A 25,005-nucleotide genomic window follows, 5' to 3' on the forward strand; every position below is an offset into this window, starting at 1 on the left:
AATTTTATTGCAGCTACTTTAGTTCCTAATAACTATTTTACCCCCTTTGGTTATTGGATTATCGTGTAATGGGTTATTCTGTTATCCGAGGTAAATAACCGATATAACCTAGTAAAGCAATAACCATTCGCAATTTTATTAATTGTCACCTTAAACGCATATAAATACCAATTTACTAAGGTATGAACTCTTTTTGCGAGTATACCTAAAACGTTACAGTTTGCCTAGTGGCTTTAACCTTTAACTGAATAAAAAGTGATATTTTTTTAAACGAAATTCAATTTAGTTTCTATAATCCAGTGCCGGCTCCCGGTCTCCCAAAAGAGGAATATATTTGAAGTCGGAACCCCTGCGCTCTATAAATTCTTTTTTGGCATCTCTGACCAAGGTTTTGTTCTTAAATAGGTCTATTGCCGTAAGGGTCAAGGTTTTTGCGGCGATCATCATGCCTTTGTTGCCAATGCTGGTTCCCCCTGCGGCTACCGCCTGCCAACTATGTGCAGCAGTTCCGGGAACCCAGGTTGCAGTGCTCATACCTACCGTTGGAACGGTAAAACTAACATCGCCAACATCGGTAGAGCCAAAGGGCCTTGCCTCGGTTTTATAGGGTTGAATGTTTTTTGCGGTTGCGATATCTGCCTTTTCTTGCCCCAAACTCACTGCAATTTTGTTGGCGAATTCAAGCTCCTCGTCCGTATAAGTAAGCCCACCGATCTTGCTAAGATTATCATGAACCAATTTTTGTAGGGTTAGATTGGGCAAAAGCTCATGTGTGCCGCCGATCATTTCATAGTCCATGGTTGTTCCGGTCCCCAATGCCGCACCCTCCGCCGCTTTTTCTATACGGTCAAAAATATCCATCACCACATCCCTGCGTTCGTGCCTGGCATAATAATATACCTCGGCAAAATCCGGTACTACGTTGGGAGCCTTGCCGCCAGCGGTGATTACGTAGTGTATTCTTGCACTTGAGGGAATGTGTTCGCGCATCATGTTCACCATCATGTTCATCGCCTCCACGCCGTCCAAGGCAGAACGCCCTTTTTCAGGAGCCGCGGCCGCGTGTGCAGAAACGCCATAAAAACGAAATTTAGCAGATTTGTTCGCCAAAGCCGCACCGGCACTTGCAGCATTCTGCGCACCGGGATGCCAGTGCAGTGCTACATCTACATCATTAAATAGACCCTCACGTACCATGAATACCTTTCCGGAGCCCCCTTCTTCTGCAGGAGTACCATAAAAACGTATGGTGCCTTCCATTTTGTTGGCTACCAACCAATCTTTAGAGGCTATGGCAGCGGCCGCAGAGGCAGTCCCGAACAAATGATGCCCACATGCATGTCCTGCTGCTTTTCCGGCAGATTTTTTCTCTGGTACGGCCTGTTGCGATAGTCCGGGCAGGGCATCATATTCGCCCATAATTCCAATAATGGGACTCCCGCTTCCATATTCCGCTATAAAGGCTGTGGGGATTCCCGCTACTCCGGTTTCGATGGTAAAACCGGCATCTGAGAGGATTTTTTGAAGTAGTGCCGCGCTTTTCTCCTCTTGGTAGCCCATTTCTGCCAAGCTCCAAATTTCTTGGGCTATTTGGCCATACTGATCGCTTTTGGAATCTAATTGCCCTAGAACGGCACTAGACTTCTTTTGTGCATGTAAGGATAAAAAGAAAATAGAAAGGAACAAGGCAAGCATGGATGATTTTTGCATTTTTATACAGTTTTTATTTATGCTTTAAATGTACTAAAAAGAAGGTATCCTTGTATTATAGAATTGGGATTGTTTAATTTTGTGCTATAGTTTTATGTAATGAATATACCGCGCTCTAGTTTTCCAAGAATTGTAATTATCGGCGGTGGCTTTGGCGGCATTGCGCTAGCCCAAAGACTAAGTAGGAAGGAAGTGCAGGTAGTGCTGTTGGACAAGAATAACTATCACTGTTTCCAACCCCTGTTATATCAAGTGTCTACGGGCGGACTAGAACCGGATTCCATAGCATATCCGCTAAGAAAGGTATTGATCGGCTATGACAATTTCTTTTTTAGACTTGCAGAAGTGCTGGAAATTGAACCGGAAAATAAGCTTTTGAACACTTCTATAGGAACCTTGTCTTACGATTATTTAGTAGTGGCTACCGGCTCGGAAACCAATTTTTACGGGAATACCGAGTTGGAGCAAAATGGGATGGCAATGAAAACAATTCCCCAATCCTTGAACCTGCGCAGTTTAATCTTGGAGAATTTTGAACAGGCCTTGCTTACGGATGATTACCACGAACGAGATGCTTTAATGAACTTTGTTATTGTGGGCGGTGGGCCTACCGGTGTTGAGCTGGCAGGTGCACTTGCAGAAATCAAAAAAGGGATTCTTCCAAAGGACTATCCGGATTTGGATACCAGGCGGGCCACCATTAATCTTATCCAAAGCGGTGATCGTATCTTAAATGCGATGAGTGGGCAAGCTTCTAAAAAAGCAGAGGATTTTTTAGAAAAATTAGGGGTACAGGTTTGGAAGGGTGTTAGGGTTACCGGTTACGATGGTAAAACGGTTACTACCAGAACAGATTTGACTTTTGAGTCGGCCACGCTTGTTTGGGCAGCTGGGGTAAAAGGAGCTACTGTAGCCGGTCTTGATGTAAAAGAATTACTTACGACAGGCAGTCGGTTAGCTGTTAACGAATTCAATCAAGTGGTGGGCTACCCGGAAATTTTCGCTATCGGGGACGTTGCCTGTATGCAAACTGATGAACGCCCCAACGGCCACCCCATGATGGCACAGCCGGCCATACAGCAGGGCAGGCAATTAGGGGAGAACCTTGTTCGCTTAATAGAAAAGAAGCCGCTAAAGCCCTTTGATTATACAGATAAAGGAAGTATGGCCACAGTTGGCAGGAACAAGGCGGTATGTGACTTGGAGCATTTAAAGTTTCAAGGGGTATTTGCCTGGTTCGTTTGGATGTTCGTGCATTTGTTCTTCTTGATCGGTTTTAGGAATAGGGTAGTGGTCTTTGTAAACTGGGTGTACAATTATATTAAATTTGATAGGGAGGCGAGATTGATCATACGTCCTTATAAAAGGGATTATTCCCAGTTCAAGGACTAGCGGTGTGGTGCACATAACCGGTAATCGCGATCGGGTCATTTACGCGGATGAAATTTTTCCATAACACTAGCCAAATGACTCCGGTCTACATGCATATATACTTCTGTTGTCGTAATACTCTCATGACCTAGCATTTGCTGGATAGCTCTCAAGTCCGCACCGTTTTCCAATAAGTGGGTAGCAAAGGAGTGTCTAAAGGTGTGTGGGCTAATGGTCTTTTTGAGACCAATTTTTTCGGCAAGATTCTTTACAATGGTAAAAATCATGGCGCGAGTGAGTTGTTTTCCCCGTCGATTTAGGAAAAGGATGTCCTTAAAATCGTCTTGTATATTCAAATGCACCCGTATTTCACTTCTGTAAATAGTTATATATTTTTTGTTGATGGGACTTATGGGAACAAAACGTTGTTTGTCTCCCTTACCCGTTACTTTTATGAAATCCTCTTCAAAATAAAGATCGGACAGCTTTATTCCTATAAGTTCCGATACCCGTAAACCACAACCGTAAAGGGTTTCTAGCATAGCTCTATTACGTTCACCTTCTGGTTTGCTAAGGTCTATGGCTGCTATGAGTTGATTTATTTCGTTTTCGGAGAGCGTATCGGGCAGCTTTCTGCCAATCTTTGGAGATTCGATTAAATCCAACGGATTATCGGTTCTATAATCTTCGAAGACCAAGTAGTTAAAAAAACTTTTTAGTCCGGAAATGATACGGGCCTGCGACCTTGGGTTCAACACTTTTGCAGTTTCATAAACAAATTGTTGAACCGTGCTTTTGTCTATTGTGGTTGGTGCGTCCTTTAGTTGATGATCGTTAAGGAAACGCATTAACTTTTCAATATCCAAAATGTAGTTTTTAATGGAATTGTCCGATAACCCTCTTTCTAATTTTAGGTAATGGAGATACTCTTTTTTAGCATGTTCCCAATTCATAGGGTAAAGATAAAGATTGTAATGTGCTTTGTTACAAGCGAGCTTGCTTATTGGTGGAAGTTGTTGTTCGTTATGCTGTTTTACGTATTCTCAAACGGACATGGAATAGTTGCTTTTAGACCTGTCCGCAAGCTATTTTTTAGAAATAACAGGTAGGGAATACTGGTATTTGGAAGAATAAATACTGGTTTTTTGGTATGAAATACCAGAGAAAATCTAAATACTTTTGAATTGTAATAATTATAAATTTTACGACCATGAAAAAAATAACAGTTGTTCTTGTTGCACTTTTAAGCACAGCGTACATGAATGCCCAAACAGATCAGGGAAACTTTTTAATTGAGGCCAATACCGGTTTTGGTGGCCTAGCCTCACATCCGGCGAGTACAAGTTTTCGTTTGGTGTCCGTAGATGGTGAAACCGACTTTTCGGTAGGAGCGGAAGCAGGCTACTTCATAGCCGATGATTTGGCAATAAAAGTAGGATTGGGCTACGCCGATGCCGATGAGACCTTTACCTTTAAAGGGGGTGTAAAGTATTACCTCTTCAGTAATATTCCGCTACAAATAGATATTGCCGGGGCTTCTGGTCAAGGTAACCAAAACCCACTTTGGTTGGGCGGGCAGGGAGGCTACGCAATTTTTATAAACGACAATGTTTCCATAGAACCAGGGTTTCGCTATAATTACAGTCTTAACCAAGACTTTGCGGACGTTGGCGTTTTGGAATTTAACGTCGGGTTTGTAATTTTTATTTAACTTCGTATAATAAAAACATCTTAACAATGTATAACAATTTAACTAAACACTAATGAAAAAATTAGCACTGGTAGTAATCGCCATCATCGGTTTCGGCGTCTCTAAAACAAACGCACAATCGGAGTATAACTCGGCCGCCGGCCTCGGTATTGATTTTGGTTCGGATATTGTAACATTGGTAGGTCCGTCCGGTAAGTTTTTCTTTCAACCGGAGCATGCGGTAACCACAGAATTATTATTTGGAAGTGACATTATGTTGATTACCGCTCTTTATCAGTACCACGGAAACATAGAGGGTGCAGAGGGTTTAAAGTGGTTCGCTGGTGCAGGCCCATCTTTGTATTTGGGAATAGGGGATGCAAGCGGATCTAGTTTTGCATTAAGGCCATCTGTTGGTTTGGATTATAAGATAAACAATGTACCTCTTGCGTTTTCGTTCGACTGGAGGCCTGCAATAATATTTGAAGAGGGTTCTGGTTTTCAGGGAGCACAATTTGGATTAGGGTTTAGATATGCCTTTAATTGAATTGACCTAAAGTTTATGGGAGAAAGCGGAAGATATACTTCCGCTTTTTTTATGGCCTTAAATGAACGTTGGACATAATATATAGATTGGTTCTACCAACTATCATGGTTGTTTTACAATAATACCTATCCAATAACGTTTATCACAGGTATCGATAAGAACCAATAAACAAATTTTAATTCCATGAAAGTTACCCAGTTTATTATAGTGTTAACCTTTTTTGGTTTCACTGCAAATTCGCAATATGTAGACAGGACTAGTTTCAGGGCCGGTTTAAATGCAGGTATCGTAACAGGTGATTTTTCCGAGGCCTATAGTTTGGTTCTTGGATTGGACCTGTACCAGCACTGGGGCATTTCCAAAACCATAGATTTGGGCATAACCACTGGCTTTTCCAATGCTTTTGGTGAGAAACAGGAAATATCCGCTGGTGGAGCCCTGATCGAAACCAAGTTTGACAACATACAGTTTATTCCGGTTGCGGGATCGGTACGTTTTTACCCTACTACTGGGGTTAAGTTTGGTGGTGATGTGGGTTACGCTATTGGCGTAAATGAAGGAAATGAGGGAGGTTTCTATTACCGTCCCAGTTTGGGGATAGATCTCAATAACGGAACAACAGAATTAAATGTCTCCTACCTAGCAGTAAATGGTGACATTCCCTACAACTCTGTATTATTTGGCTTACTTTTTCTGTTTTAAATACCATGAAAAGTTTAACATTCTTAAATAATTATCTATATATTTAAGAACCAATTTTAAAAATCAAAAATCATGAAAAAATTAGGAGTAATTGTACTATTTTGTTTGTGCGCAAGCTTTTCGGTAACCGCACAAGAGGGTTTTGCTGTTAAAGCAGGAATCAATAATGTAAGTGCCAAGGTAGATCTAGGAGCTTTTGGTGGAAATGTGACCAATGGTGAATTAGGTTTCTACGTTGGTGGAGGATACAATTTTGAATTGGATGATACATGGGCTATAGAGCCATCCGCATTACTTAGTATCGTAAGTGACTTAACGTCACTTTATATTCCTGTAATGGCTAAATATGAAGTTGCGGAGTCTTTTACCATTCAAGCGGGTCCACAAATTAATTATCTTTTAGAGGATGTTCCTGATGGTGCTTTCGGTCTTGACTTGGCTATTGGTGGTGGTTATCAAATAGATGATAACTGGTTTGTAGAAGCGCGTTACGGATTTGAAATTAGTCGAGGTGGAGATTTTGGCGACTCAGTTGATTATAACACTTTAACTATTGGTGCCGGGTACCGTTTTAATTAGCCAATTAGTATAAATTTTTAAAGAGCGAAAACATTTGTTTTCGCTTTTTTTATACCTTGTTTTTATTCCTATTTTTACATCATGAAACTACTTATCATAAACGGCCCAAACCTAAATCTTTTAGGGAAACGAGAGCCAGAAGTATATGGAAACCAAACTTTTGAGGACTATTTTTCTACCCTTCAGTTTAAGTTCAAGGATGTTCAGCTAGAATACTTTCAGTCCAATATCGAAGGGGAGCTTATAACAAGACTACAAGACGCAGGTTTTGATTATGACGGAATTATTTTGAATGCAGCTGCATATACCCACACATCCGTTGGTATTGGTGATGCTGTTAAGGCCATTAAGACCCCTGTCGTAGAAGTACATATTTCCAACACCCACAAACGAGAAGAGTTTAGGCACGTTTCCTACATCTCCTCTGGTGCGAAAGGAGTTATTTTAGGCTTTGGATTGCAAAGTTATGATTTGGCCGTTCAAAGCTTTTTGTAGTGCAAACTTGGTAAAGACCTAAATTTTTTTATCGTCTAGGCCGCGGCCGGCTTTAAGTATTTTTCTTCTACATAAAAAGTTGCAAACGGCAAGAGCGAGGCAATTCCGAAAATGATGAACCGTTTTACGCCCCATTTTTTAGTATAACACACCAACAATGCCAGTGCAATAAAAGCAATAAAAAGAGCACCATGGGCATAACCCACATAAATATTGGGTTCGGTGATATTGGCCCAATACTTTAACGGCATGGTAACCCCAAATAATGCCAAATAGGAAATTCCTTCTAAAATTGCAGTGACTCTAAATAATTTCAACATATTTTTTCTTTTAAAATTATAAACTTGGTACGGCAATAATTGGTTTTTCCCTTGGTTCTGGTCGGTATGTAAAGCGCTTTTCCTTATGCTTGGTTCACCCTCGTTCTTGAAAAGCGCTGTCTTGGTATCTTGTTATAAATGAATTACTTCGTCATAAGCATCTGCTACGGCTTCCATGACGGCCTCGCTCATAGTGGGGTGGGGATGTACCGTTTTTAAAACTTCATGACCGGTTGTTTCCAGTTTGCGTCCTAGAACGGCTTCCGCGATCATATCCGTAACTCCGGCACCGATCATGTGGCAGCCTAGCCATTCTCCATATTTGGCATCGAAAATTACTTTTACAAAACCTTCGGAAGTTCCAGATGCTTGTGCTTTTCCACTCGCCGAAAAGGGAAATTTCCCAACTTTAATATCGAAACCTTGTTCTCTGGCCTGCTTTTCCGTTAGTCCCACAGAGGCTATTTCCGGACTGCAATAGGTGCAACCTGGTATATTACCATAATCCAATGCCTCCGTATGCATTCCTGCTATCTTTTCAACACATAGGATGCCTTCCGCGGACGCGACATGTGCCAAAGCTTGCCCGGGGGTAACATCTCCAATGGCATAATACCCTGGAATATTGGTCTGGTAATAATCATTTACTAGAATCTTATCCCTATCAACGGCGATTCCAACGCTTTCCAAACCTATATTTTCAATATTCGTTTTAATACCAACTGCAGATAAAACAATATCCGCTTCTAACACTTCTTCCCCTTTTGCAGTTTTCACGGTGGCTTTTACGCCCTCGCCAGAGGTATCCACGCCAGTAACTTCTGCCGAAGTCATTATTTTTATTCCAGATTTTTTAAAACTTCGTTCCAGTTGTTTTGATATGTCCTCATCTTCTACGGGAACGATATTCGGAAGATATTCTACTACCGTAACCTCCGTGCCCATTGCATTGTAGAAGTAAGCAAATTCGATACCTATGGCACCGCTTCCCACAACGATCAGTTTTTTAGGTTGCTTGTCCAAGGTCATCGCCTTTCTGTAACCTATAATTTTTTCACCATCCTGAGGTAGGCTAGGTAGCTCGCGGCTGCGTGCCCCGGTGGCTATGATTATATGTTCACCACTATATTCGGTTTCTTTGCCATCTTCGGATCTAACAGAAACTTTCTTGCCCGGTTTCAAGGTTCCGAATCCTTTTATAACTTCGATCTTATTTTTTTTCATTAAGAATTGTACACCCTTGCTCATACCACCGGCAACGCTACGGCTCCTTTTTACAACGGCATCAAAATCCTTATCTACGCCTTCTGCTTTTAGGCCGTAATCTCCTGCATGCTGTAAGTATTCAAAAACCTGAGCAGACTTCAATAGGGCTTTGGTAGGGATACAGCCCCAGTTCAAACATACGCCACCTAGGCTTTCCTTTTCTATTATAGCGGTTTTAAGTCCTAGTTGCGATGCTCTAATGGCAGTAACATAACCTCCTGGCCCACTACCCAAAACAATAACGTCGAAAGTGCTCATATTCTTAATTTTTTAATGTTAAAACCCAAGTCCTTTTGGGAGCGCTGCAAAAATACAAAACCAAGTTTGAAGGACAATGATCTGGCGCAAATTAAAAGAAGGGTATTACGAATTTATGTAGCCTATTTTAAATTGACCTTTTTATCGTTAAATGCCTGCGTACCTCCTTTAGGAATTGAGGGCGATATCCAATCCGCTCCCGTTCTCATTTTCCCGATAAGTATAATTTGTCCTACATGACCTGCATAATGGGCCAGCTGACGGTTTAGCGCTTCAATAATCGTATGGTTTTCGTTTCTTATGGTAATTATAGTATCGAAATTTGAACCGTTAAGATGGTCCAAGGCATCGAATAAACACGTCCATCCGGAGTTCCAGTAGGCTATTATCTCTGCCTTGCTCTTAGGTGGGTTTTCAAATTCTCCTTCTCTATCGCGCCAATTTTTTTCTCCATCCTCCGTTAAAAAATTCGTCCATCTACTGCGCATATTACCGACTAGATGTTTAGTTATGATGGCAATGGAATTATCGGTTTGGTGAAGCCTCCAGTGCATATCGGCCTCGGTAAGTTGTTGGAAGGTTCTGTCGCCTAAAGTTTTGTAGCGTTCAAACTCAAAACGTACACTGGTAAGATAGTTCTCCCAAAGCTGCATAACAAAGTAATTTATTTTATTGAATGATAAAATTACGTTCCTTTCCCCGGCAGGGGAAGGCGGATCACGTTCCTACCTTTTAGTCGGGACACAACACCTAAGGGGTTGAGCGCGCATTCTTCGATGGATAATATCAACTTGCATCTAAATTACCTGCTACGGATGACCACAAATAGAAGTCGAGGTCAAAAAACCGAAAATAAGGCCTTGCCCATTCCCATTTGCCCCACATTTAATAATGATTCCCCATTACTTTAAGGCGTATGAACCTACGGTATACTTTTACACTATTAATGAATAGCAACGCCAAATTTAATTTCCTTGATTCGCAAGGCTTACTTATTGGGAACGAATTTTAGTGCAACCCCGTTGATGCAATGTCGTAGTCCCGTAGTTTCGGAGGGGCCGTCCTCGAACACATGGCCTAGATGGCCGCCACAATTGGCACAATGTTCTTCCGTTCTCTTGTAGCCAATTTTATAATCTACATCATAGGCAACATTGCCCTCTATTTCCCTGTCAAAACTTGGCCACCCGGTTCCCGAATCAAACTTGTGCTCGCTTTTGAACACAGGCGTTTCGCAACCTGCACAAACGTAAACACCTGCTTCCTTGTTCTCTAAAAGTGGACTGGTAAAAGGATTTTCGGTCGCTGCTTTTCTAAGTACATAGAATTCTGCATCCGTTAATTGTTTTTTCCATTCTGCCTCGGTTTTTTGAATTGGGAAATCTTTTTCCGCAGCTTGGGCCGTTACTTCTGTAGTATTGGCCTCTTTTTCTTGTGAGATGCCTTTGCAGCTTGCAGCCAAAAACAGAAGGGTGATAAGTAATGAATATTTCATAGCTATTCTTTTGTTGTTGATTTGATATCTTTTTCGAACGTATCAAAGATACAGTGTAGCGCTAAAGAATATTGTTACCGTTTTCTTAAAGCTTAAAAGTTTTGTGAATCATCCATTACATAAAAGTCAAGTACCTGACCGCTCCGTAAAGGGCGTAAGGTTAATAAATGCATGTGATGTTCACTGGGGTTAGGGTAAATGATGTGGATTTGGAGGAAATATTAATCGGTTACAACGTTTTTCTACAGAAAAACGCCCCATCATGGTTTGATGGGGCGCTGCACGTTGTTAACGAGATATAGACTAATTTACTTTGAATTTTTGGATGTTCTCCTCGGTAATGTTCAGTCTGCCCATAACGGAATGGATATTACTTGTATCTATTTTTCCTTGGGTCATTTCTGCTGGTAGAACCGCTATCCTAAAAACTTGGTCGTTCGTATCGCCCGGCAATAGATCTGCTTCGTTAAAATTAAATTCTAAAAATAGATTCACATCCAAAAAGGTATGGTCATAATTATATTGCAACAATCCCTGGTCCAATATTCTTGTTTGTGGCATTAATCTCCAGATGTCTACGGCATCTCCGTTCCCATCCTCTGTTTGGTCCCATAATAAATACACTAGAACAATATCCGTCTCGAAGACTTCGATCGTTTGAGGAAACTCGTATAAAATGGCATAATCGTTTTCAGGTGTAAAGTCACCCTCTATATCAATTACCTGGCCTAAAATGTTTACGCCGTCCTCTCCGTCCTGCCCATCGCGACCATCTAATCCGTCAAGACCATCAAAGCCATCAAAACCTGGTGGACCCTGTGGACCTGTACAAGAGATAAAGAATACAGCTATTAAACTTCCTAGTACTAAACTAAAATTTTTCATAATATATCGATTTATTGGTTTCTTATTACTTCTTGTTTTACTGTTTTCAAAAAGCGTTCCATTTTTTACGATTCTCCAAATTAATATGGTTTGGGGTTGGTACGCATCAAGTAAAACAGCTATATTCCCTTAGTTATTGCAAAGTTGATTAGTTTTACCAAAAAAATATAAGATACCTATGTCCAAAGTCATTGTACATTCCCTGTTTACAGATTTTGATATCAACTTGTTCAAAGGTGGGAAGCATTACCGATTGTATGACAAGTTAGGCTCGCATCCTATTACGGTTGATGGAGTAGCCGGAACTTATTTTGCCGTTTGGGCCCCATCCGCAAAAGCGATTTCTGTGGTCGGTGATTTTAACGGATGGAATTCCCAAGAACATCCACTAAACGTGAGATGGGATTCTAGCGGTATTTGGGAGGGATTTATACCCAACATTGGACATGGTGAAAAATATAAGTACAAGATACAGTCCCATCACCGTGATATTTGGACAGAAAAGGCGGACCCTTTTGCCAAATTATGTGAACATCCCCCTAAAACGGCTTCCCTTGTATGGTCCTCGGAGTATACATGGAAGGACAAGGATTGGATGGGTTATAGAAAGGAAAAAAACGGACTGGATAGGCCATACTCCGTCTACGAGGTGCACCTAGGTTCATGGAAAAAAGGGGCCGACGGAAAGTTTCTTACTTACAGGCAATTGGCCGTTGATTTGGTCGATTATATCAAGGAAATGGGCTACACCCATGTAGAATTTATGCCCATTATGGAATATCCCTACGATCCTTCTTGGGGCTACCAGCTTACGGGTTATTTTGCACCAACATCTAGATTCGGTACCCCAGAGGACTTTAAATTTTTAGTCGATGTATTTCATCAGAACGATATTGGGGTAATCTTGGATTGGGTACCTTCCCATTTTCCGGAAGATGCCCACGGACTTGGATTTTTTGACGGCTCCCATCTGTACGAACATCCGGATAGGCGCAAAGGGTATCACCAAGACTGGAAAAGTTTGATATTTAATTACGGCAGAAACGAAGTAAGGGCCTTTTTAATAAGCAACGCCTTGTTTTGGTTGGAACAGTTTCATGTAGATGGCTTACGGGTAGATGCCGTAGCGTCTATGCTGTATTTGGATTATTCCCGCGAAGACGGCGAATGGGAACCCAATATCTACGGCAATAACGAAAATTTAGAAGCCATATCCTTTATCCGAGAGCTCAACCAGGAAGTCTATTCCAGGTTTGAGGGCGTGCAGACCATAGCAGAGGAATCCACGGCATTTTCTGGAGTGTCCAGACCCGTTGAACATGGAGGTCTTGGTTTTGGTATGAAATGGATGATGGGCTGGATGCACGATACCTTGGAGTATTTTCAGAAAGAACCCATCTACCGAAAGCACCATCAAAACGACCTTACGTTTAGCATGACGTATGCGTTTACCGAAAACTTTATGCTCCCCTTTTCGCACGATGAGGTAGTGTACGGTAAGCAGTCTTTGGTATACAGAATGCCGGGTGACGAATGGCAACGTTTTGCGAATTTAAGATTGCTGTTCGGTTATATGTTTACCCATCCCGGAACCAAATTAATGTTTATGGGCGGAGAGTTTGGACAAACGGCGGAATGGAACTTTGAGAAAAGTTTAGACTGGCATTTGCTGGACTATGATGTCCATGCTGGGGTGCAAAAGTTTGTTAAGGATTTGAACCATACCTATAAAAACTACCCTGCCCTTTATGAGAAGCAGTTTAGTCCAGAGGGTTTTCAGTGGATCGATTATGGAGATCATGAAAACTCCATATTAACCTACATTAGAAAAGGACACGATGAAAAAAACGATTTGATCGTTGCCTGTAATTTCACGCCAATTCTTAGAGAAAATTATAGAATAGGGAATCCTAAAAAAGGAAAGTTAAAGGAAATACTCAATAGCGATGATAAAAAGTATGGTGGTGCCGGTAACGGTAATTCCAACATTCAATATTCTACAAAGGCATGGCATGGCCAAAAGAAATCTATAGAAATAACGATACCACCTTTAGGTATTGTGATTCTAAAATAGCATTATTTTAAAAAGTGTCCTAATCGTCCCAAGGATTTCTTTTTGCGGCACTTCTTGTATACGTTGCTACAGGTACATTATTGTATAGGACAAAACCATATTTAGTGGCTCTTCGGAAGTGGTCACGGCTAGGGCAGAACAAAATCTAGGGGAATTCTTACCGGTTATTGGTGTTCTTAACTCAGAACAAAACATATAAAATAGAACCAAGGAACTGTTTTTGAAATTTTTGGTTTAAGGAAAATTTTTATGTATCTAAAACGTTATAGTGTGCGATTGCTGGGATTATATTTCGTAGTTCCGTGTTAAAGCACTTTTTTTGCTTTTATTTAAATTTTTTATTGAATGATTACAAATACAGAATTGGAATATAAGGGTAATCTTTACCCAAACCATATTGTTGATTTTAAGCAGGATACAAATAAATTATACTTTACTACCGAGAATGGCGTAGTCCTTGAAATTACGGTTCTCCGAGGTAGTCTTATCCGATTTAGATACGCCACGAACTACGTTTTTGAACCTGACTTTTCGTATGCCATAGACCCCGAAGCCAATTTAGGCTATAGCAAGTTGGAAGTAATAGAGAATGACACGGAGTATATCATTGAAACTGCCCGTGTGCATGTCTTGGTAGATAAAAAATCTTTACGCACCCAAATCTCCGATCTAGAAGGGCATATTATAAACGAGGATGAGATTGGGTTTCACTGGGAGGAGAATTACGAATATGGTGGTAATACCGTTAAAATGAGTAAAATTACCCAAACCGGTGAGAGTTTTTATGGAATGGGCGATAAAGCGACCCATAGTAACCTAAAGGGAAAGCGTGTAGAAAATTGGGTAACGGACCAATATGCCTATGGTAAAGACCAGGACCCACTGTACAAGGCGATTCCTTTTTATACGGGACTGCATAAGGGCAAGGCCTACGGCATTTTCTTTGACAATAGCTTTAAGACCCATTTTGATTTTGCGCATGAGCGCAGAAATACGACCAGTTTCTGGGCAGACGGTGGGGATTTGAACTACTACTTTTTTTACGGACCCGAAATGTCCAAGGTGGTTTCTGCATATTCCAACCTAACAGGTACTCCCGAGCTGCCCCCTATGTGGGCCTTGGGTTACCACCAGTCCAAGTGGAGCTACTATCCCGAAAGCAATGTAAAGGAGATTGCAAAAGGGTTTAGAGATCAAAATATTCCCTGTGATGCCATTTATTTGGATATTGATTATATGGACGGTTTTCGTTGTTTTACATGGGATAAAAAACTTTTTTCCGATCCAAAACGAATGATAAAGGAATTGGAGGCCGATGGTTTTAAGACCGTGGTGATGATCGATCCGGGAATTAAAATAGACCGCGAATATTGGATCTATAGGGAAGCCCTGGAAAAAGGCTATTTCTGTAGAAGGGGAGATGGTCCTTTGATGACCGGGAAAGTATGGCCCGGGGAATGTAATTTTCCCGATTTTACAGACCCTGATGTCCGCGAATGGTGGGCAGAATTATATAAGGAATTCATGTCGGACTTGGGTGTACATGCCGTATGGAACGATATGAACGAACCAGCCGTAATGGAAGTACCTTCAAAAACAGCTCCATTGGATACCAGACATAATTATGATGGGCATCCTTGTACCCATAGGAAAGCCCATAATGTTTATGGGATGCAAATGGTGCGGGCAACCTATGAAGGCGTTAAGAAATATGTATATCCAAATAGACCTTTTGTGATCACTAGGGCCGCCTATGCAGGAACCCAACGGTATTCGTCTACATGGACGGGGGATAATGTAGCTACATGGGAGCATTTATGGATTGCCAATGTGCAGATGCAACGTATGTGTATGAGCGGTTATTCTTTTGTGGGGTCCGATATTGGTGGCTTTGCAGAACAACCCAATGGAGAATTGTTCGCAAGATGGGTACAATTGGGTATTTTCCATCCCTTTTGCAGGGTGCATTCCAGTGGTGATCATGGTGATCAAGAACCTTGGTCTTTTGGAACGGAGATTACCGATATCGTTCGTAAGTTTATAGAGATCAGATATCAGTTACTACCTTATTTATATACGATGTTCTACAAGTACAGTAAAGAGCAACGACCTATGCTACAATCTTTAGTGCTTTTTGATCAAGAAGATGTACAGACCCATTTTAGGACAGATGAGTTTATTTTTGGAGAACAAATATTGGTCTGTCCGGTTCAGGAACCTAATGCGCAAGGAAGAAGAATGTATATTCCCCGAGGCAAGTGGTATGATTTTTGGACAGATGAAGTAAGCGAGGGAGGAAAAGAACGCTGGGTAAAAGCAGATTTGGATTCAATTCCGATATTCATAAAAGAAGGTGCTATCATACCCAAATATCCTGTTCAACAGTACGTAGGCGAGCTAGAGATCAAAGAGTTGATTTTAGATACCTACTTTAAGTTGGGAACCGAGTCTTCCGAGGTTTACGAAGATGCCCAAGATGGTTACGATTACAAAAAAGGTAGATATTCCCTTCGTAACTTTAAATTAACGGGTAAGGAGAAATCGCTTACGGTTCAACAGTTTAAGAGTGGAACTTTTGTGACGGAATATGAAACATTAAAGTTCAACCTTCATGGACTTCCCTTTCAAATAGATAAAATTGAGGTAGACAATGAGGAGGTTGACCTAAAATCGGTAAAACCAAACGGAAGTCACAGCCTTTTTATAGACAAGAATTTTACGGTTTTGCACATTACAGGAAAGTAATATTTTGTAATTTTCGGACACTAAACACTATTAAAATGAAAAAAATACTAGTAATATTAGCCCTTTTTCTAGGGGTATCGGCATGTAAGGTAAATCCGTTTACAGGTCAAAAAACACTTAATTTTTACCCCAATAGTCAAATTTTCCCTACGGCATTTGCGCAGTACGACCAATTTCTCGGTGAGAATAAAGTGATAACCGGAACTGCGGAGGCGCACATGGTCACTAGGACAGGACAACGAATAGCTGCAGCTGCAGAACGCTGGTTGGCCGCAAATGGCTATCCAGGTTATCTAAGTGATTACCAATGGGAGTATAAATTGGTAGATAATGAGGCAGTAAACGCTTGGTGTATGCCAGGCGGTAAAATTGTATTTTATACAGGAATACTTCCCATAACCCAAACCGAAACAGGTATAGCCGTGGTAATGGGGCACGAAGTAGCGCATGCCTTGGCAGATCATGGTGCCCAACGTATGAGCGCGGGAACGCTTCAGCAGGTAGGAGCTGTTGGCGTAGCGGTGGCCACTAGTGGTAAAAGTGCCGAGACGCAGAACGCGTTTATGCAAGCTTATGGCATAGGTACTTCTGTTGGAGGAATGTTGCCTTTTAGCCGCAGTCACGAAACAGAGGCCGATCGCATTGGATTGCAGATCATGGCCATTGCAGGGTACGATCCTTATGAGGCCGCCAACTTATGGAAACGAATGAAGGCCAATAGTGGGGGAGAGGCACCACCGGAATTTATGAGTACCCACCCGTCCAACGATACACGAATCAATAATTTAACGGCTTGGGCACCCGAGGCTGCCGCGGAAGCTGCCAAATTCGGGGTAACCGAATTTAAATAAAAACCAATACCAGTTTTATTGTATCTTCAAAGCCGTTCTTATAAAAAGAGCGGCTTTTATATGTTACCATGATAAAAACCATACCAGAAAAAGGCAGTAAAAAGTTGTTGAATGCTTGGGCTTTTTACGATTGGGCAAATTCTGTATATGCGCTTACCATAGCATCTTCTATTTTTCCCATCTTTTATTCCGCACTGTTTACGACAGAAAATCAACTGGTACGTGCCTTTGGTTTTGATATGAAACCAACGGTACTTATTGAAATAGTGACGGCATTTACATTTTTGGTAGTCGCCGTTTTATCCCCGATTCTTTCTGGAGTTGCAGATTACGTTGGGAACAAGAAGACCTTCATGAAGTTTTTTTGCTATATAGGTGGCACGGGTTGTATTGGATTGTATTGGTTTAGCTTGGATCATATTCATCTAAGTGTACTTTTTTATTTTATGGGACTTATTGGATATTGGGGTAGTTTGGTCTTTTATAATTCCTATTTGCCAGATATTGCTTTTGAGGATCAACAGGATAGTATAAGTGCCAAAGGTTTCTCCATGGGTTATGTGGGTAGCGTTCTCCTGTTGCTCGTGAATCTGGCCATGGTGATGAATCCACAGTGGTTTGGCTTTGATGTTGGTGCTACGGAGGGCGAATTGAACGCTGCCAAATTCGAGGCTATGAAAATATCCTTTATTACCGTGGGCTTATGGTGGATGCTTTTTAGTCAATATACTTTTTATGTCTTACCCAGCGGATCGGGTCCTACACATAAAGTAACTAAAGATGTTGTCTTCAATGGTTTTCGTGAATTACGTTCGGTTTGGCGGCAGCTTAAGGGTAATGTACCGCTAAAACGTTATTTAAACGCTTTTTTTGTATTTAGCATGGCGGTGCAGACCATCATGTTGATGGCCGTTTATTTTGGTGAAAAAGAGATTTCTTGGGCCAGTGATAGCGAAAAAACCACGGGTTTGATAATCAGTATTTTAGTTATTCAGCTAGTGGCCGTAGCGGGTGCCATCATAACGTCAAGGGCATCTGCTAAATTCGGGAATATAAAAACCTTGATATTTGTTAATTTGATATGGTTGTGTCTTTGTTTTTATGCCTATTTCATGAAAACGCCCATGCAGTTTTATATTGCCGCCGGTTTTGTGGGCCTCGTCATGGGAGGGGTGCAGGCATTGGCACGTTCTACCTATTCCAAGTATTTGCCGGATACAGAGGATACCACCTCCTATTTTAGCTTTTATGATGTAGCCGAAAAGATAGGCATTGTAATAGGGATGGTCATTTTTGCCGTGGTAGACCATTTGAGTGGTATGCGCTACGCAATACTATTTCTGTTCTTGTTCTTTTTAGTGGGGATTTTGTTGTTATTACGGGTACCAAATAAAAAGCCCCTTTAAAAAAAGGGACTCTTCAGTTATTGATTGTTCGCATTTTTGATGTTAGTCTTTTGAAATGTCGCCCGAACCTGAGGTTTTGGTATCCAGTTTTTCCGGGTTGCCCCTGTAGGTGATATCGCCAGATCCTGAGACCCTGGCTTGCAACATTTTGTTCGCAGTTACTTTTATATCGGCCGAACCGGAAACGGTAGCCTCTACATTATCCGCCTCAAGGTCAAAGGCTTTAATATCGCCACTTCCCGAAATGGTTGCAGAAAAGTCTGTAGTATTTCCACTAAAGGTAATATCTCCCGACCCGGACATACTTGCGCTAACATCGCTTGCTTCTACATCCAAGGTGATGTCTCCTGAGCCCGACATGGCAGTCTCCAACCGATCTGTTTTTATGGTAGTCCTACCCACAATATCTCCCGATCCGGATAGTGAAATTTCACTTACACTAGCTACGGGAACAGTTATGGTTATACCATTGTTCCAATTAGAAGGTTTAAGGTTTACATTGTTCTTTGTTTTAATGACCAGTTTTCCGTTCTTCACCTCGGTTACGATGTATTCCAACAGATTGGACTCACCTTCCAAGCTTAGTTCCCCTTCTTTTCCATCCACTAAATCTACATCGAACCATCCGGAAACCGCTATGGCATCATATTCGCCGGTAGTCCGTTCTATGGTTACCATATTTCCGTTTCCTTTAATTCTTTTTCCCCATTGTGCCGAACAGGATGCCGTGATCGCTAAGATCAATGTTACTACAATTACTTTTTTCATTTTTCTTGTGTTTTAGATTGATTCGTTATTCTTATTTTTTGGTAAAGCTGATGCCTCCGTAATCGCTGTTCAAGGTTACGTAATTACCACTATTGGCACTGCCGTAATAGCCTTTGTAATGTTTGCTGTTGGATTTTTCCGTACGTATATGAATTTCAAAATCGTCCTTGCCGCTAACGCCCGAGTAGCTTGTGGTGATATCAAAATCAAAATGATAGTTGGCGTTATATCCAATTTTAATTCCTGTATAATCGGTTCGTATAGAAACATTTCCTGCATCTTCTGCAAGTTCGGCTATACGTATGGAGCCGTAATCTGAATTCAAATCTACATTACCATGAATAACGCCTAGTTTAATGGTAACATAATCTCCGTTACCGTTTACGTTATTTGCCTCCCCTACAGTTAGGTTGCCATAGTCGCTGATGTACTCCAGGTTTTCCATGGTTTCGATAGTTGCGTTGGTATAGTCCGTATTTAAAGTAAGGTCGCCCGCTTTTTCAATGGTAAAACCAGAGTAATCGGCCTCAATTTTTCCGCTATTAATGTATCCTATAGTCGATTTGGATGTATAATCGAAATTAAGCTGATTGTTTCTGCCGCGTAATTCGCCAATTTCCAGTCTACCGTAATCACAGTTTATTTTGGCATGGCCATCTACACGATCAAGGATAATGTTACCGTAATCATTATCTAGGTTTACGCTGTTCTTAACTGGTAGTTTAATGGTGTAGTTGATCTGCATGTTCACATTGTTGTTCTTGCCCCAGTTCCAGCCCCAACTACGCTGCTGTTCGCCGTAAGTAGTCCTTGCGGAAACCATACTGCTGCTTGCATCAAAATCTACGGAGATTTCATCCAGTTTTTTTTGCACCTTTTCTTGGTTGTCACCATTGGTCTTTATGTGTACTTCTATTACAATTCTGTTTTCGCTCCATGAGGTAATGTTAAGGTTGCCGTAGTTATTGTTCACTTTTAATAAGGCATCCGCATTTACGTTAAACTCTTTTTTTATCGTTTTTTCCTTTGTGTACCTACCATCGAATTCTCCATGGTTGGCCATTAGAAGAACAGGGCTTAGTACAAGCAGTATTAAGGTATAGTTATAAAGTATAGTTCGCATCATTATAGTTTTTTAAATTTTTAATCGTTTCAATTTGTTCAAGCACATCTTGTAATAAGTCTATTCTGGTCTGAAAATTTGTAATCATCGCTTTAAGCAATATTTTTTTGTTTCCGCCAGATAACATTTCTTGCTCCAATTGGCCGTAATCTCTTTCCAAGCTTGCAAGTTGGGTCATGGTATCGGTAATAATTCTTTGTGTCTCCGGAGTACTTTCCGATTGTAGTTCTTTTACCTGTTCTTGAATTAAACTAGCAAAATAAAACTGCGTGTTGGAAACCTCAGGGGATATCTTGGCCATTTGTTCTTGCGTATCATTCGTTTGGTTCAGTAGACCAATACCCACAGCTATAAGAACCACTATAGCCGCTGCTATGGACAAGGGTTTCGACCAAAAAGATTTTTTGACCGGAGCTGCATCGATATTGTTGCCAAGTTGTAGTTTTTCTAAAAACCGTTCTTGGTGCCCGCTCGCTGGTTCTTTTATGTCCAAAGAACCTTCTAGGGCCGCAAAGAGTTGTTCTATGTTGTCTTCTTCCATTAGTATGTAATTTCTAGTTTCTTGCGCAAACTTTCCTTTGCCCTGGATATTGTGGTACGGCAATTTGCATAACTTATATTCATGATTTCGCTTATTTCCTCATAATCGTACCCTTCTATTAAATGTAAGGTCAAAGAAACTCTGTAATTATCTTTTAAGCGGTTCATGGTCTCCATCACTTTTTGAGCCTTTTGATTTACAAACACATGATCCGAAGAAATTCCGTCATTATCTTCGACCTTATAAAGTATATCATCCAATGCAACTTCATTTTTTTTCCGTTGCTTTTTGTAATGATAAATACTGTTGTTTATAACAATTCGTTTTAACCAAGCTCCAAAACTTACTTCGGCCTTAAATGTGTGCAATTTCGTAAACGCGTTCAAAAACGATTCTTGCATTACATCTTCTGCTTCTGCGCTATCCTTTACAATACGTATGGCCGTGTTGTACATGGCCCTGTAATACCTGTTGTAAACTTCTAGCTGTGCGCTTTGTTTTCCAAGCATGCACGATTGCAATAATGCATCAATATGTACTTCTTTTTGGCTCAAAAAAGTGATCGGTTTGTTTTATAGATGAGGAAAGTTACGCATTGTTACAGTTTGCGTTAAAAGATTTTCATTTACACGAAACAAGACCTGTGTTCAGTAGATGCCAGCAACATAGGTTACCTGGTAGGATGAGGTTGGCATAAGAATTGAATTGACGGGTTAGCGTATTGTCCTTATTCGTGTAATGTGAGGTATTTAAGGGCTGTACCAAGATTTAAAACGAATTGTTAAACTAATTTTTCTGCCACATACGTGACAGAATGACCGATATATACAGATGGGAGATTCTAAATTTTCAAACTTTGACAATATGTCCTTACAGGGCATAGATGATGAAGCGGAATTGATCCCTTTGCTAACAGCAGAGGACGAGGAACAAATGAACGGGGAAACATTACCGGAAACACTTCCAATACTTCCCTTGCGGAACACGGTGTTGTTTCCGGGTGTGGTAATTCCGATAACCGCTGGCAGGGATTCCTCTATTCAATTGATAAAAGATGCCAATAACGGCAACAAGGTAATAGGCGTGGTATCGCAAAAAGATGAGGAGATCGAAAATCCGGAAATTAAGGATATAAATACCTTAGGTACGGTTGCACGGATTTTGCGTGTACTACAAATGCCCGACGGAAATACGACGGTTATCATCCAAGGTAAAAAACGCTTTGAAATTGCAGAGGTACTTACCCAAAAGCCCTACTTCACCGCCACCGTTCGTGAAACGGCAGAATTGAGACCGGACCATAACGACGGTGAATTTTTGGCAATTATAGAGTCTATTAAGGATTTGGCCTTAAAAATCATTAAGGACAATCCTAATATTCCAAGTGAAGCCTCCTTTGCCATAAAAAATATTCAGAGCGATTCCTTTCTAATCAACTTTGTTTCTTCCAATCTTAATTTGGATGTGAAGGCAAAACAGGATTTGTTGGAAATTGGTGACTTACAGGAACGTGCTTTGACTACATTGAAGTATATGAATGTGGAGATGCAAAAGTTGGAACTTAAGAACGATATACAGTCTAAGGTTCGGAGCGATTTGGACCAGCAGCAGCGGGAGTATTTTTTGCACCAGCAAATGAAGACTATCCAAGAGGAACTGGGCGGTGTTTCGGCAGATGACGAGCTGGAGGAAATGCGTGCCAAGGCCAAGAAAAAGAAATGGGGCAAAAAGGTGAAGGAGCATTTTACCAAAGAATTGGCCAAAATGCAACGGATGAATCCGCAAGTGGCGGAATATTCCATTCAACGCAACTATCTGGACCTTTTCTTGGATTTACCTTGGAACGAATTTTCTAAGGATAAGTTCGATTTAAAAAGAGCTGAACGCATTTTGGACCGCGATCACTATGGTTTGGAAGATGTGAAACGCAGAATTATCGAATATTTGGCGGTTTTAAAGTTGCGCAACGATATGAAATCCCCAATTTTATGTTTGTACGGCCCTCCTGGTGTAGGTAAAACATCGCTAGGAAAGTCTGTGGCCGAGGCATTGGGTAGGGAATATGTGCGTATATCCTTAGGTGGATTACGAGACGAAGCAGAGATTCGCGGACATCGTAAGACCTACATAGGGGCCATGCCCGGAAGGATTATCCAAAGCCTTAAAAAGGCAGGAACATCGAACCCTGTATTTATCCTAGATGAAATAGACAAGTTATCGAACAGTCACCAAGGTGATCCATCTTCTGCTATGCTAGAGGTGTTGGATCCCGAACAAAATAGCGAGTTCTATGACAACTTTCTGGAAATGGGTTACGATCTATCCAAGGTAATGTTCATTGCAACGGCCAACAACTTGGATACGATACAGCCGGCTTTGCGAGATCGTATGGAAATTATAAACGTAACGGGTTATACGATCGAGGAAAAGGTGGAGATAGCCAAAAAACACTTGCTTCCCAAGCAGTTAAGGGAGCACGGATTGGATGCATCGCACTTAAAGATAGGGAAGCCCCAGTTAGAAAAAATTGTAGAAGGGTATACACGGGAATCCGGTGTGCGGGCGCTGGAAAAGCAACTGGCCAAAATGGTACGTTATGCGGCAAAGTCCATCGCTATCGAGGAAGCGTATGATATCAAGGTAAGCAACGAGGATATTGTTAAAGTATTAGGTGCCCCAAAAATGGAACGCGACAAGTACGAAAATAATGAAGTCGCAGGTGTGGTTACCGGTTTGGCATGGACCAGTGTGGGTGGTGATATTTTGTTTATAGAGTCTATTTTGTCCAAAGGAAAAGGCAACTTAAGCATAACGGGAAACCTTGGTAAGGTCATGAAGGAATCCGCTACGATTGCGATGGAGTTTATAAAATCCAATGCAGAACGATTTGGACTCGATCCTGAAATTTTTGAAAAGTACAATGTACATATTCATGTGCCTGAAGGTGCTACCCCTAAAGATGGTCCAAGTGCGGGGATAACGATGTTAACTTCATTGGTATCCTTATTTACACAAAGAAGGGTGAAGAAGAGTTTGGCAATGACGGGTGAGATTACACTCCGTGGCAAAGTGTTACCGGTAGGTGGTATCAAGGAAAAGATCTTGGCTGCAAAGCGTGCAAGAATCAAAGAAATTATCTTGTGTGCGGATAATGAGCGGGACATCAAGGAAATTAAGGAAGATTATCTAAAGGGGCTTACCTTTCATTATGTAAAGGATATGCAAGAGGTGATCGATATTGCGGTGACCAATAGGAAAGTAAAGAACGCCAAGAAACTATAACGGTAAATAATTACGTTATAGAGGACTAGGAGGAACCTAATTCTTTCTATTTTTAGCGATATAATACAGAACCGAATTTTTTATGAAAAAAATAACCATAGCTATAGACGGATATTCATCCACCGGGAAAAGTACCCTGGCCAAGCAACTGGCAAAGGAACTTGGTTACGTGTATGTAGATACAGGTGCGATGTATCGCGCCATCACCTTATTTGCTATGCATAGCGGTTATATAGGCGATGAATCCATAAATGTTGATGGCTTGGTTAGCGAGTTGTTCAAAATTCAATTAAAATTTGTTTTTAACAAAGACCTTGGTTTCTCGGAGATGTATCTCAATGGTGAGAATGTTGAACGGAAAATACGAAAAATGGAGGTATCCAAAAATGTAAGCCGTATTGCAGAAATAGAACAGGTACGTATAAAGTTGGTAGAAATGCAACGGAAAATGGGAGCGGAAAAGGGTATTGTTATGGATGGCCGGGATATAGGTACCGTTGTATTTCCGGATGCGGAACTTAAAGTCTTTATGACCGCATCTCCAGAAAAAAGAGCTTACAGGCGCTACAAAGAACTATTGGATAGGGGAGAGAAGGTAAGCTACGAGGACGTTTTGGAAAACGTAGAAAAAAGGGATCATATAGATTCCCATCGCGAATTTTCTCCATTAATGAAGGCAAAAGATGCCGTTGAGTTCGACAATAGTGACATGGGACTTAAGGAACAGTTTGAGCGTATGCATAACCATGCCTTACGGGTAATACAGAAGCAGGGGTAATACCTGCTTTAGAGTTGTTTAAAAATAAGGAAAGGAAAAAAATGCCGCTGAAAGCTCAGCGGCATTTTTTAATTTCGTCTAACGTCTAACGTCTAACGTCTAACGTCTAACGTCTAACG

At 41.1% G+C, this 25,005-nt stretch carries 23 protein-coding genes; 12 read left to right on the top strand and 11 right to left on the bottom strand.

All coding sequences use genetic code 11. From position 1 onward, the window contains the following. Positions 1-282: 282 nt before the first annotated feature. Positions 283-1,710 carry an amidohydrolase gene (locus ACFQZJ_RS06340; protein ID WP_379933170.1) on the bottom strand — a complete coding sequence of 476 codons (1,428 nt, stop codon included), beginning with the start codon at positions 1,708-1,710 and terminating at the stop codon, positions 283-285. Between the two features lie 99 nt (positions 1,711-1,809). Between ACFQZJ_RS06340 and ACFQZJ_RS06345 the strand changes: the two genes are divergently transcribed. Continuing rightward, the gene (locus tag ACFQZJ_RS06345) at positions 1,810-3,102 is read left to right on the top strand and encodes an NAD(P)/FAD-dependent oxidoreductase (RefSeq protein WP_379933171.1); all 1,293 of its coding nucleotides are present in this window, start codon (positions 1,810-1,812) and stop codon (positions 3,100-3,102) included. Positions 3,103-3,137: 35 nt separating this feature from the next. On the opposite strand, the gene xerD is transcribed toward ACFQZJ_RS06345, so the two are convergent. Next, positions 3,138-4,034, bottom strand: a complete 897-nt coding sequence (xerD, locus tag ACFQZJ_RS06350) for a site-specific tyrosine recombinase XerD (protein WP_379933172.1) — start codon at positions 4,032-4,034, stop codon at positions 3,138-3,140. 257 nt (positions 4,035-4,291) lie between these two features. Between xerD and ACFQZJ_RS06355 the strand changes: the two genes are divergently transcribed. From ACFQZJ_RS06355 to aroQ, 5 genes are all read left to right on the top strand, one after another. Further along, a complete protein-coding gene (locus tag ACFQZJ_RS06355; RefSeq protein WP_379933173.1) occupies positions 4,292-4,792 on the top strand; it encodes a hypothetical protein in 501 nt (166 codons plus the stop codon). A gap of 52 nt (positions 4,793-4,844) precedes the next feature. Then, positions 4,845-5,318, top strand: a complete 474-nt coding sequence (locus ACFQZJ_RS06360; protein ID WP_379933175.1) for a hypothetical protein — start codon at positions 4,845-4,847, stop codon at positions 5,316-5,318. Positions 5,319-5,501: 183 nt separating this feature from the next. Next, positions 5,502-6,020: a hypothetical protein gene (locus tag ACFQZJ_RS06365; protein WP_379933177.1), complete on the top strand. Its 519-nt coding sequence runs from the start codon at positions 5,502-5,504 to the stop codon at positions 6,018-6,020. A gap of 72 nt (positions 6,021-6,092) precedes the next feature. Further along, positions 6,093-6,599 carry an outer membrane beta-barrel protein gene (locus tag ACFQZJ_RS06370; protein ID WP_379933179.1) on the top strand — a complete coding sequence of 169 codons (507 nt, stop codon included), beginning with the start codon at positions 6,093-6,095 and terminating at the stop codon, positions 6,597-6,599. Positions 6,600-6,680: 81 nt separating this feature from the next. Next, the gene (gene aroQ / locus ACFQZJ_RS06375; RefSeq protein ID WP_379933181.1) at positions 6,681-7,094 is read left to right on the top strand and encodes a type II 3-dehydroquinate dehydratase; all 414 of its coding nucleotides are present in this window, start codon (positions 6,681-6,683) and stop codon (positions 7,092-7,094) included. 35 nt (positions 7,095-7,129) lie between these two features. Here the strand turns inward: aroQ and ACFQZJ_RS06380 are convergent, their stop codons facing one another. The 5 genes from ACFQZJ_RS06380 to ACFQZJ_RS06400 all read right to left on the bottom strand — a co-directional run bounded on the left by ACFQZJ_RS06380 (position 7,130) and on the right by ACFQZJ_RS06400 (position 11,318). Beyond that, positions 7,130-7,414 carry a DUF3817 domain-containing protein gene (locus ACFQZJ_RS06380; protein WP_379933182.1) on the bottom strand — a complete coding sequence of 95 codons (285 nt, stop codon included), beginning with the start codon at positions 7,412-7,414 and terminating at the stop codon, positions 7,130-7,132. Positions 7,415-7,546: 132 nt separating this feature from the next. Further along, entirely contained in the window at positions 7,547-8,938 is a 1,392-nt protein-coding gene (lpdA, locus tag ACFQZJ_RS06385) for a dihydrolipoyl dehydrogenase (protein WP_379933184.1), read from the bottom strand. Positions 8,939-9,060: 122 nt separating this feature from the next. Then, positions 9,061-9,591, bottom strand: coding sequence for a DUF1572 family protein (locus ACFQZJ_RS06390; protein ID WP_379933185.1), 531 nt, complete (start codon positions 9,589-9,591; stop codon positions 9,061-9,063). A gap of 335 nt (positions 9,592-9,926) precedes the next feature. Further along, on the bottom strand, positions 9,927-10,433 hold the full coding sequence (gene msrB, locus ACFQZJ_RS06395) for a peptide-methionine (R)-S-oxide reductase MsrB (RefSeq protein ID WP_379933186.1): 507 nt from the start codon (positions 10,431-10,433) through the stop codon (positions 9,927-9,929). A gap of 303 nt (positions 10,434-10,736) precedes the next feature. Next, positions 10,737-11,318: a collagen-like protein gene (locus ACFQZJ_RS06400; protein WP_379933187.1), complete on the bottom strand. Its 582-nt coding sequence runs from the start codon at positions 11,316-11,318 to the stop codon at positions 10,737-10,739. Between the two features lie 178 nt (positions 11,319-11,496). On the opposite strand from ACFQZJ_RS06400, the gene glgB reads away from it, so the two are divergent. The 4 genes from glgB (at position 11,497) to ACFQZJ_RS06420 (ending at position 18,394) form a co-directional block, all read left to right on the top strand. Further along, positions 11,497-13,392, top strand: coding sequence for a 1,4-alpha-glucan branching protein GlgB (gene glgB / locus ACFQZJ_RS06405; protein WP_379933188.1), 1,896 nt, complete (start codon positions 11,497-11,499; stop codon positions 13,390-13,392). A gap of 345 nt (positions 13,393-13,737) precedes the next feature. After that, the gene (locus ACFQZJ_RS06410) at positions 13,738-16,137 is read left to right on the top strand and encodes a glycoside hydrolase family 31 protein (protein ID WP_379933189.1); all 2,400 of its coding nucleotides are present in this window, start codon (positions 13,738-13,740) and stop codon (positions 16,135-16,137) included. Between the two features lie 35 nt (positions 16,138-16,172). Continuing rightward, positions 16,173-16,988 (top strand): M48 family metallopeptidase, encoded by an 816-nt coding sequence (locus tag ACFQZJ_RS06415; protein WP_379933191.1) that lies wholly within the window; start codon positions 16,173-16,175, stop codon positions 16,986-16,988. Positions 16,989-17,056: 68 nt separating this feature from the next. Next, positions 17,057-18,394, top strand: a complete 1,338-nt coding sequence (locus ACFQZJ_RS06420; protein WP_379933192.1) for an MFS transporter — start codon at positions 17,057-17,059, stop codon at positions 18,392-18,394. 42 nt (positions 18,395-18,436) lie between these two features. Here the strand turns inward: ACFQZJ_RS06420 and ACFQZJ_RS06425 are convergent, their stop codons facing one another. Genes ACFQZJ_RS06425 through ACFQZJ_RS06440 form a run of 4 tightly spaced genes read right to left on the bottom strand, consistent with a single transcriptional unit; the run spans position 18,437 to position 21,380 of the window. Next, positions 18,437-19,162, bottom strand: a complete 726-nt coding sequence (locus ACFQZJ_RS06425) for a head GIN domain-containing protein (protein WP_379933193.1) — start codon at positions 19,160-19,162, stop codon at positions 18,437-18,439. A 31-nt stretch (positions 19,163-19,193) separates the two neighbouring features. Beyond that, positions 19,194-20,285 (bottom strand): hypothetical protein, encoded by a 1,092-nt coding sequence (locus tag ACFQZJ_RS06430; protein WP_379933552.1) that lies wholly within the window; start codon positions 20,283-20,285, stop codon positions 19,194-19,196. Continuing rightward, the gene (locus tag ACFQZJ_RS06435) at positions 20,266-20,826 is read right to left on the bottom strand and encodes a hypothetical protein (RefSeq protein WP_379933194.1); all 561 of its coding nucleotides are present in this window, start codon (positions 20,824-20,826) and stop codon (positions 20,266-20,268) included. The genes ACFQZJ_RS06430 and ACFQZJ_RS06435 overlap by 20 nt, the downstream gene beginning before the upstream one ends. Beyond that, positions 20,826-21,380 (bottom strand): RNA polymerase sigma factor, encoded by a 555-nt coding sequence (locus ACFQZJ_RS06440; RefSeq protein WP_379933196.1) that lies wholly within the window; start codon positions 21,378-21,380, stop codon positions 20,826-20,828. Before ACFQZJ_RS06440 ends, ACFQZJ_RS06435 begins: the two co-directional genes overlap by 1 nt. Positions 21,381-21,657: 277 nt before the next feature. Between ACFQZJ_RS06440 and lon the strand changes: the two genes are divergently transcribed. Together lon and cmk are read left to right on the top strand one after the other, a co-directional pair. Further along, positions 21,658-24,108: an endopeptidase La gene (gene lon, locus ACFQZJ_RS06445; RefSeq protein WP_379933197.1), complete on the top strand. Its 2,451-nt coding sequence runs from the start codon at positions 21,658-21,660 to the stop codon at positions 24,106-24,108. 82 nt (positions 24,109-24,190) lie between these two features. Beyond that, positions 24,191-24,886: a (d)CMP kinase gene (cmk, locus tag ACFQZJ_RS06450; RefSeq protein WP_379933199.1), complete on the top strand. Its 696-nt coding sequence runs from the start codon at positions 24,191-24,193 to the stop codon at positions 24,884-24,886. Positions 24,887-25,005 lie beyond the last annotated feature (119 nt).

It is taken from the genome of Maribacter chungangensis, from assembly GCF_042676845.1.
Lineage (GTDB): Bacteria > Bacteroidota > Bacteroidia > Flavobacteriales > Flavobacteriaceae > Maribacter > Maribacter chungangensis.

Coding starts and splice junctions, on each gene's coding strand:
- ACFQZJ_RS06340 (WP_379933170.1), bottom strand. CDS start 1,710: ATGCAAAAATCATCCATGCTTGCCTTGTTCCTTTCTATTTTCTTTTTA.
- ACFQZJ_RS06345 (WP_379933171.1), top strand. CDS start 1,810: ATGAATATACCGCGCTCTAGTTTTCCAAGAATTGTAATTATCGGCGGT.
- xerD (WP_379933172.1), bottom strand. CDS start 4,034: ATGAATTGGGAACATGCTAAAAAAGAGTATCTCCATTACCTAAAATTA.
- ACFQZJ_RS06355 (WP_379933173.1), top strand. CDS start 4,292: ATGAAAAAAATAACAGTTGTTCTTGTTGCACTTTTAAGCACAGCGTAC.
- ACFQZJ_RS06360 (WP_379933175.1), top strand. CDS start 4,845: ATGAAAAAATTAGCACTGGTAGTAATCGCCATCATCGGTTTCGGCGTC.
- ACFQZJ_RS06365 (WP_379933177.1), top strand. CDS start 5,502: ATGAAAGTTACCCAGTTTATTATAGTGTTAACCTTTTTTGGTTTCACT.
- ACFQZJ_RS06370 (WP_379933179.1), top strand. CDS start 6,093: ATGAAAAAATTAGGAGTAATTGTACTATTTTGTTTGTGCGCAAGCTTT.
- aroQ (WP_379933181.1), top strand. CDS start 6,681: ATGAAACTACTTATCATAAACGGCCCAAACCTAAATCTTTTAGGGAAA.
- ACFQZJ_RS06380 (WP_379933182.1), bottom strand. CDS start 7,414: ATGTTGAAATTATTTAGAGTCACTGCAATTTTAGAAGGAATTTCCTAT.
- lpdA (WP_379933184.1), bottom strand. CDS start 8,938: ATGAGCACTTTCGACGTTATTGTTTTGGGTAGTGGGCCAGGAGGTTAT.
- ACFQZJ_RS06390 (WP_379933185.1), bottom strand. CDS start 9,591: ATGCAGCTTTGGGAGAACTATCTTACCAGTGTACGTTTTGAGTTTGAA.
- msrB (WP_379933186.1), bottom strand. CDS start 10,433: ATGAAATATTCATTACTTATCACCCTTCTGTTTTTGGCTGCAAGCTGC.
- ACFQZJ_RS06400 (WP_379933187.1), bottom strand. CDS start 11,318: ATGAAAAATTTTAGTTTAGTACTAGGAAGTTTAATAGCTGTATTCTTT.
- glgB (WP_379933188.1), top strand. CDS start 11,497: ATGTCCAAAGTCATTGTACATTCCCTGTTTACAGATTTTGATATCAAC.
- ACFQZJ_RS06410 (WP_379933189.1), top strand. CDS start 13,738: ATGATTACAAATACAGAATTGGAATATAAGGGTAATCTTTACCCAAAC.
- ACFQZJ_RS06415 (WP_379933191.1), top strand. CDS start 16,173: ATGAAAAAAATACTAGTAATATTAGCCCTTTTTCTAGGGGTATCGGCA.
- ACFQZJ_RS06420 (WP_379933192.1), top strand. CDS start 17,057: ATGATAAAAACCATACCAGAAAAAGGCAGTAAAAAGTTGTTGAATGCT.
- ACFQZJ_RS06425 (WP_379933193.1), bottom strand. CDS start 19,162: ATGAAAAAAGTAATTGTAGTAACATTGATCTTAGCGATCACGGCATCC.
- ACFQZJ_RS06430 (WP_379933552.1), bottom strand. CDS start 20,285: ATGCGAACTATACTTTATAACTATACCTTAATACTGCTTGTACTAAGC.
- ACFQZJ_RS06435 (WP_379933194.1), bottom strand. CDS start 20,826: ATGGAAGAAGACAACATAGAACAACTCTTTGCGGCCCTAGAAGGTTCT.
- lon (WP_379933197.1), top strand. CDS start 21,658: ATGGGAGATTCTAAATTTTCAAACTTTGACAATATGTCCTTACAGGGC.
- cmk (WP_379933199.1), top strand. CDS start 24,191: ATGAAAAAAATAACCATAGCTATAGACGGATATTCATCCACCGGGAAA.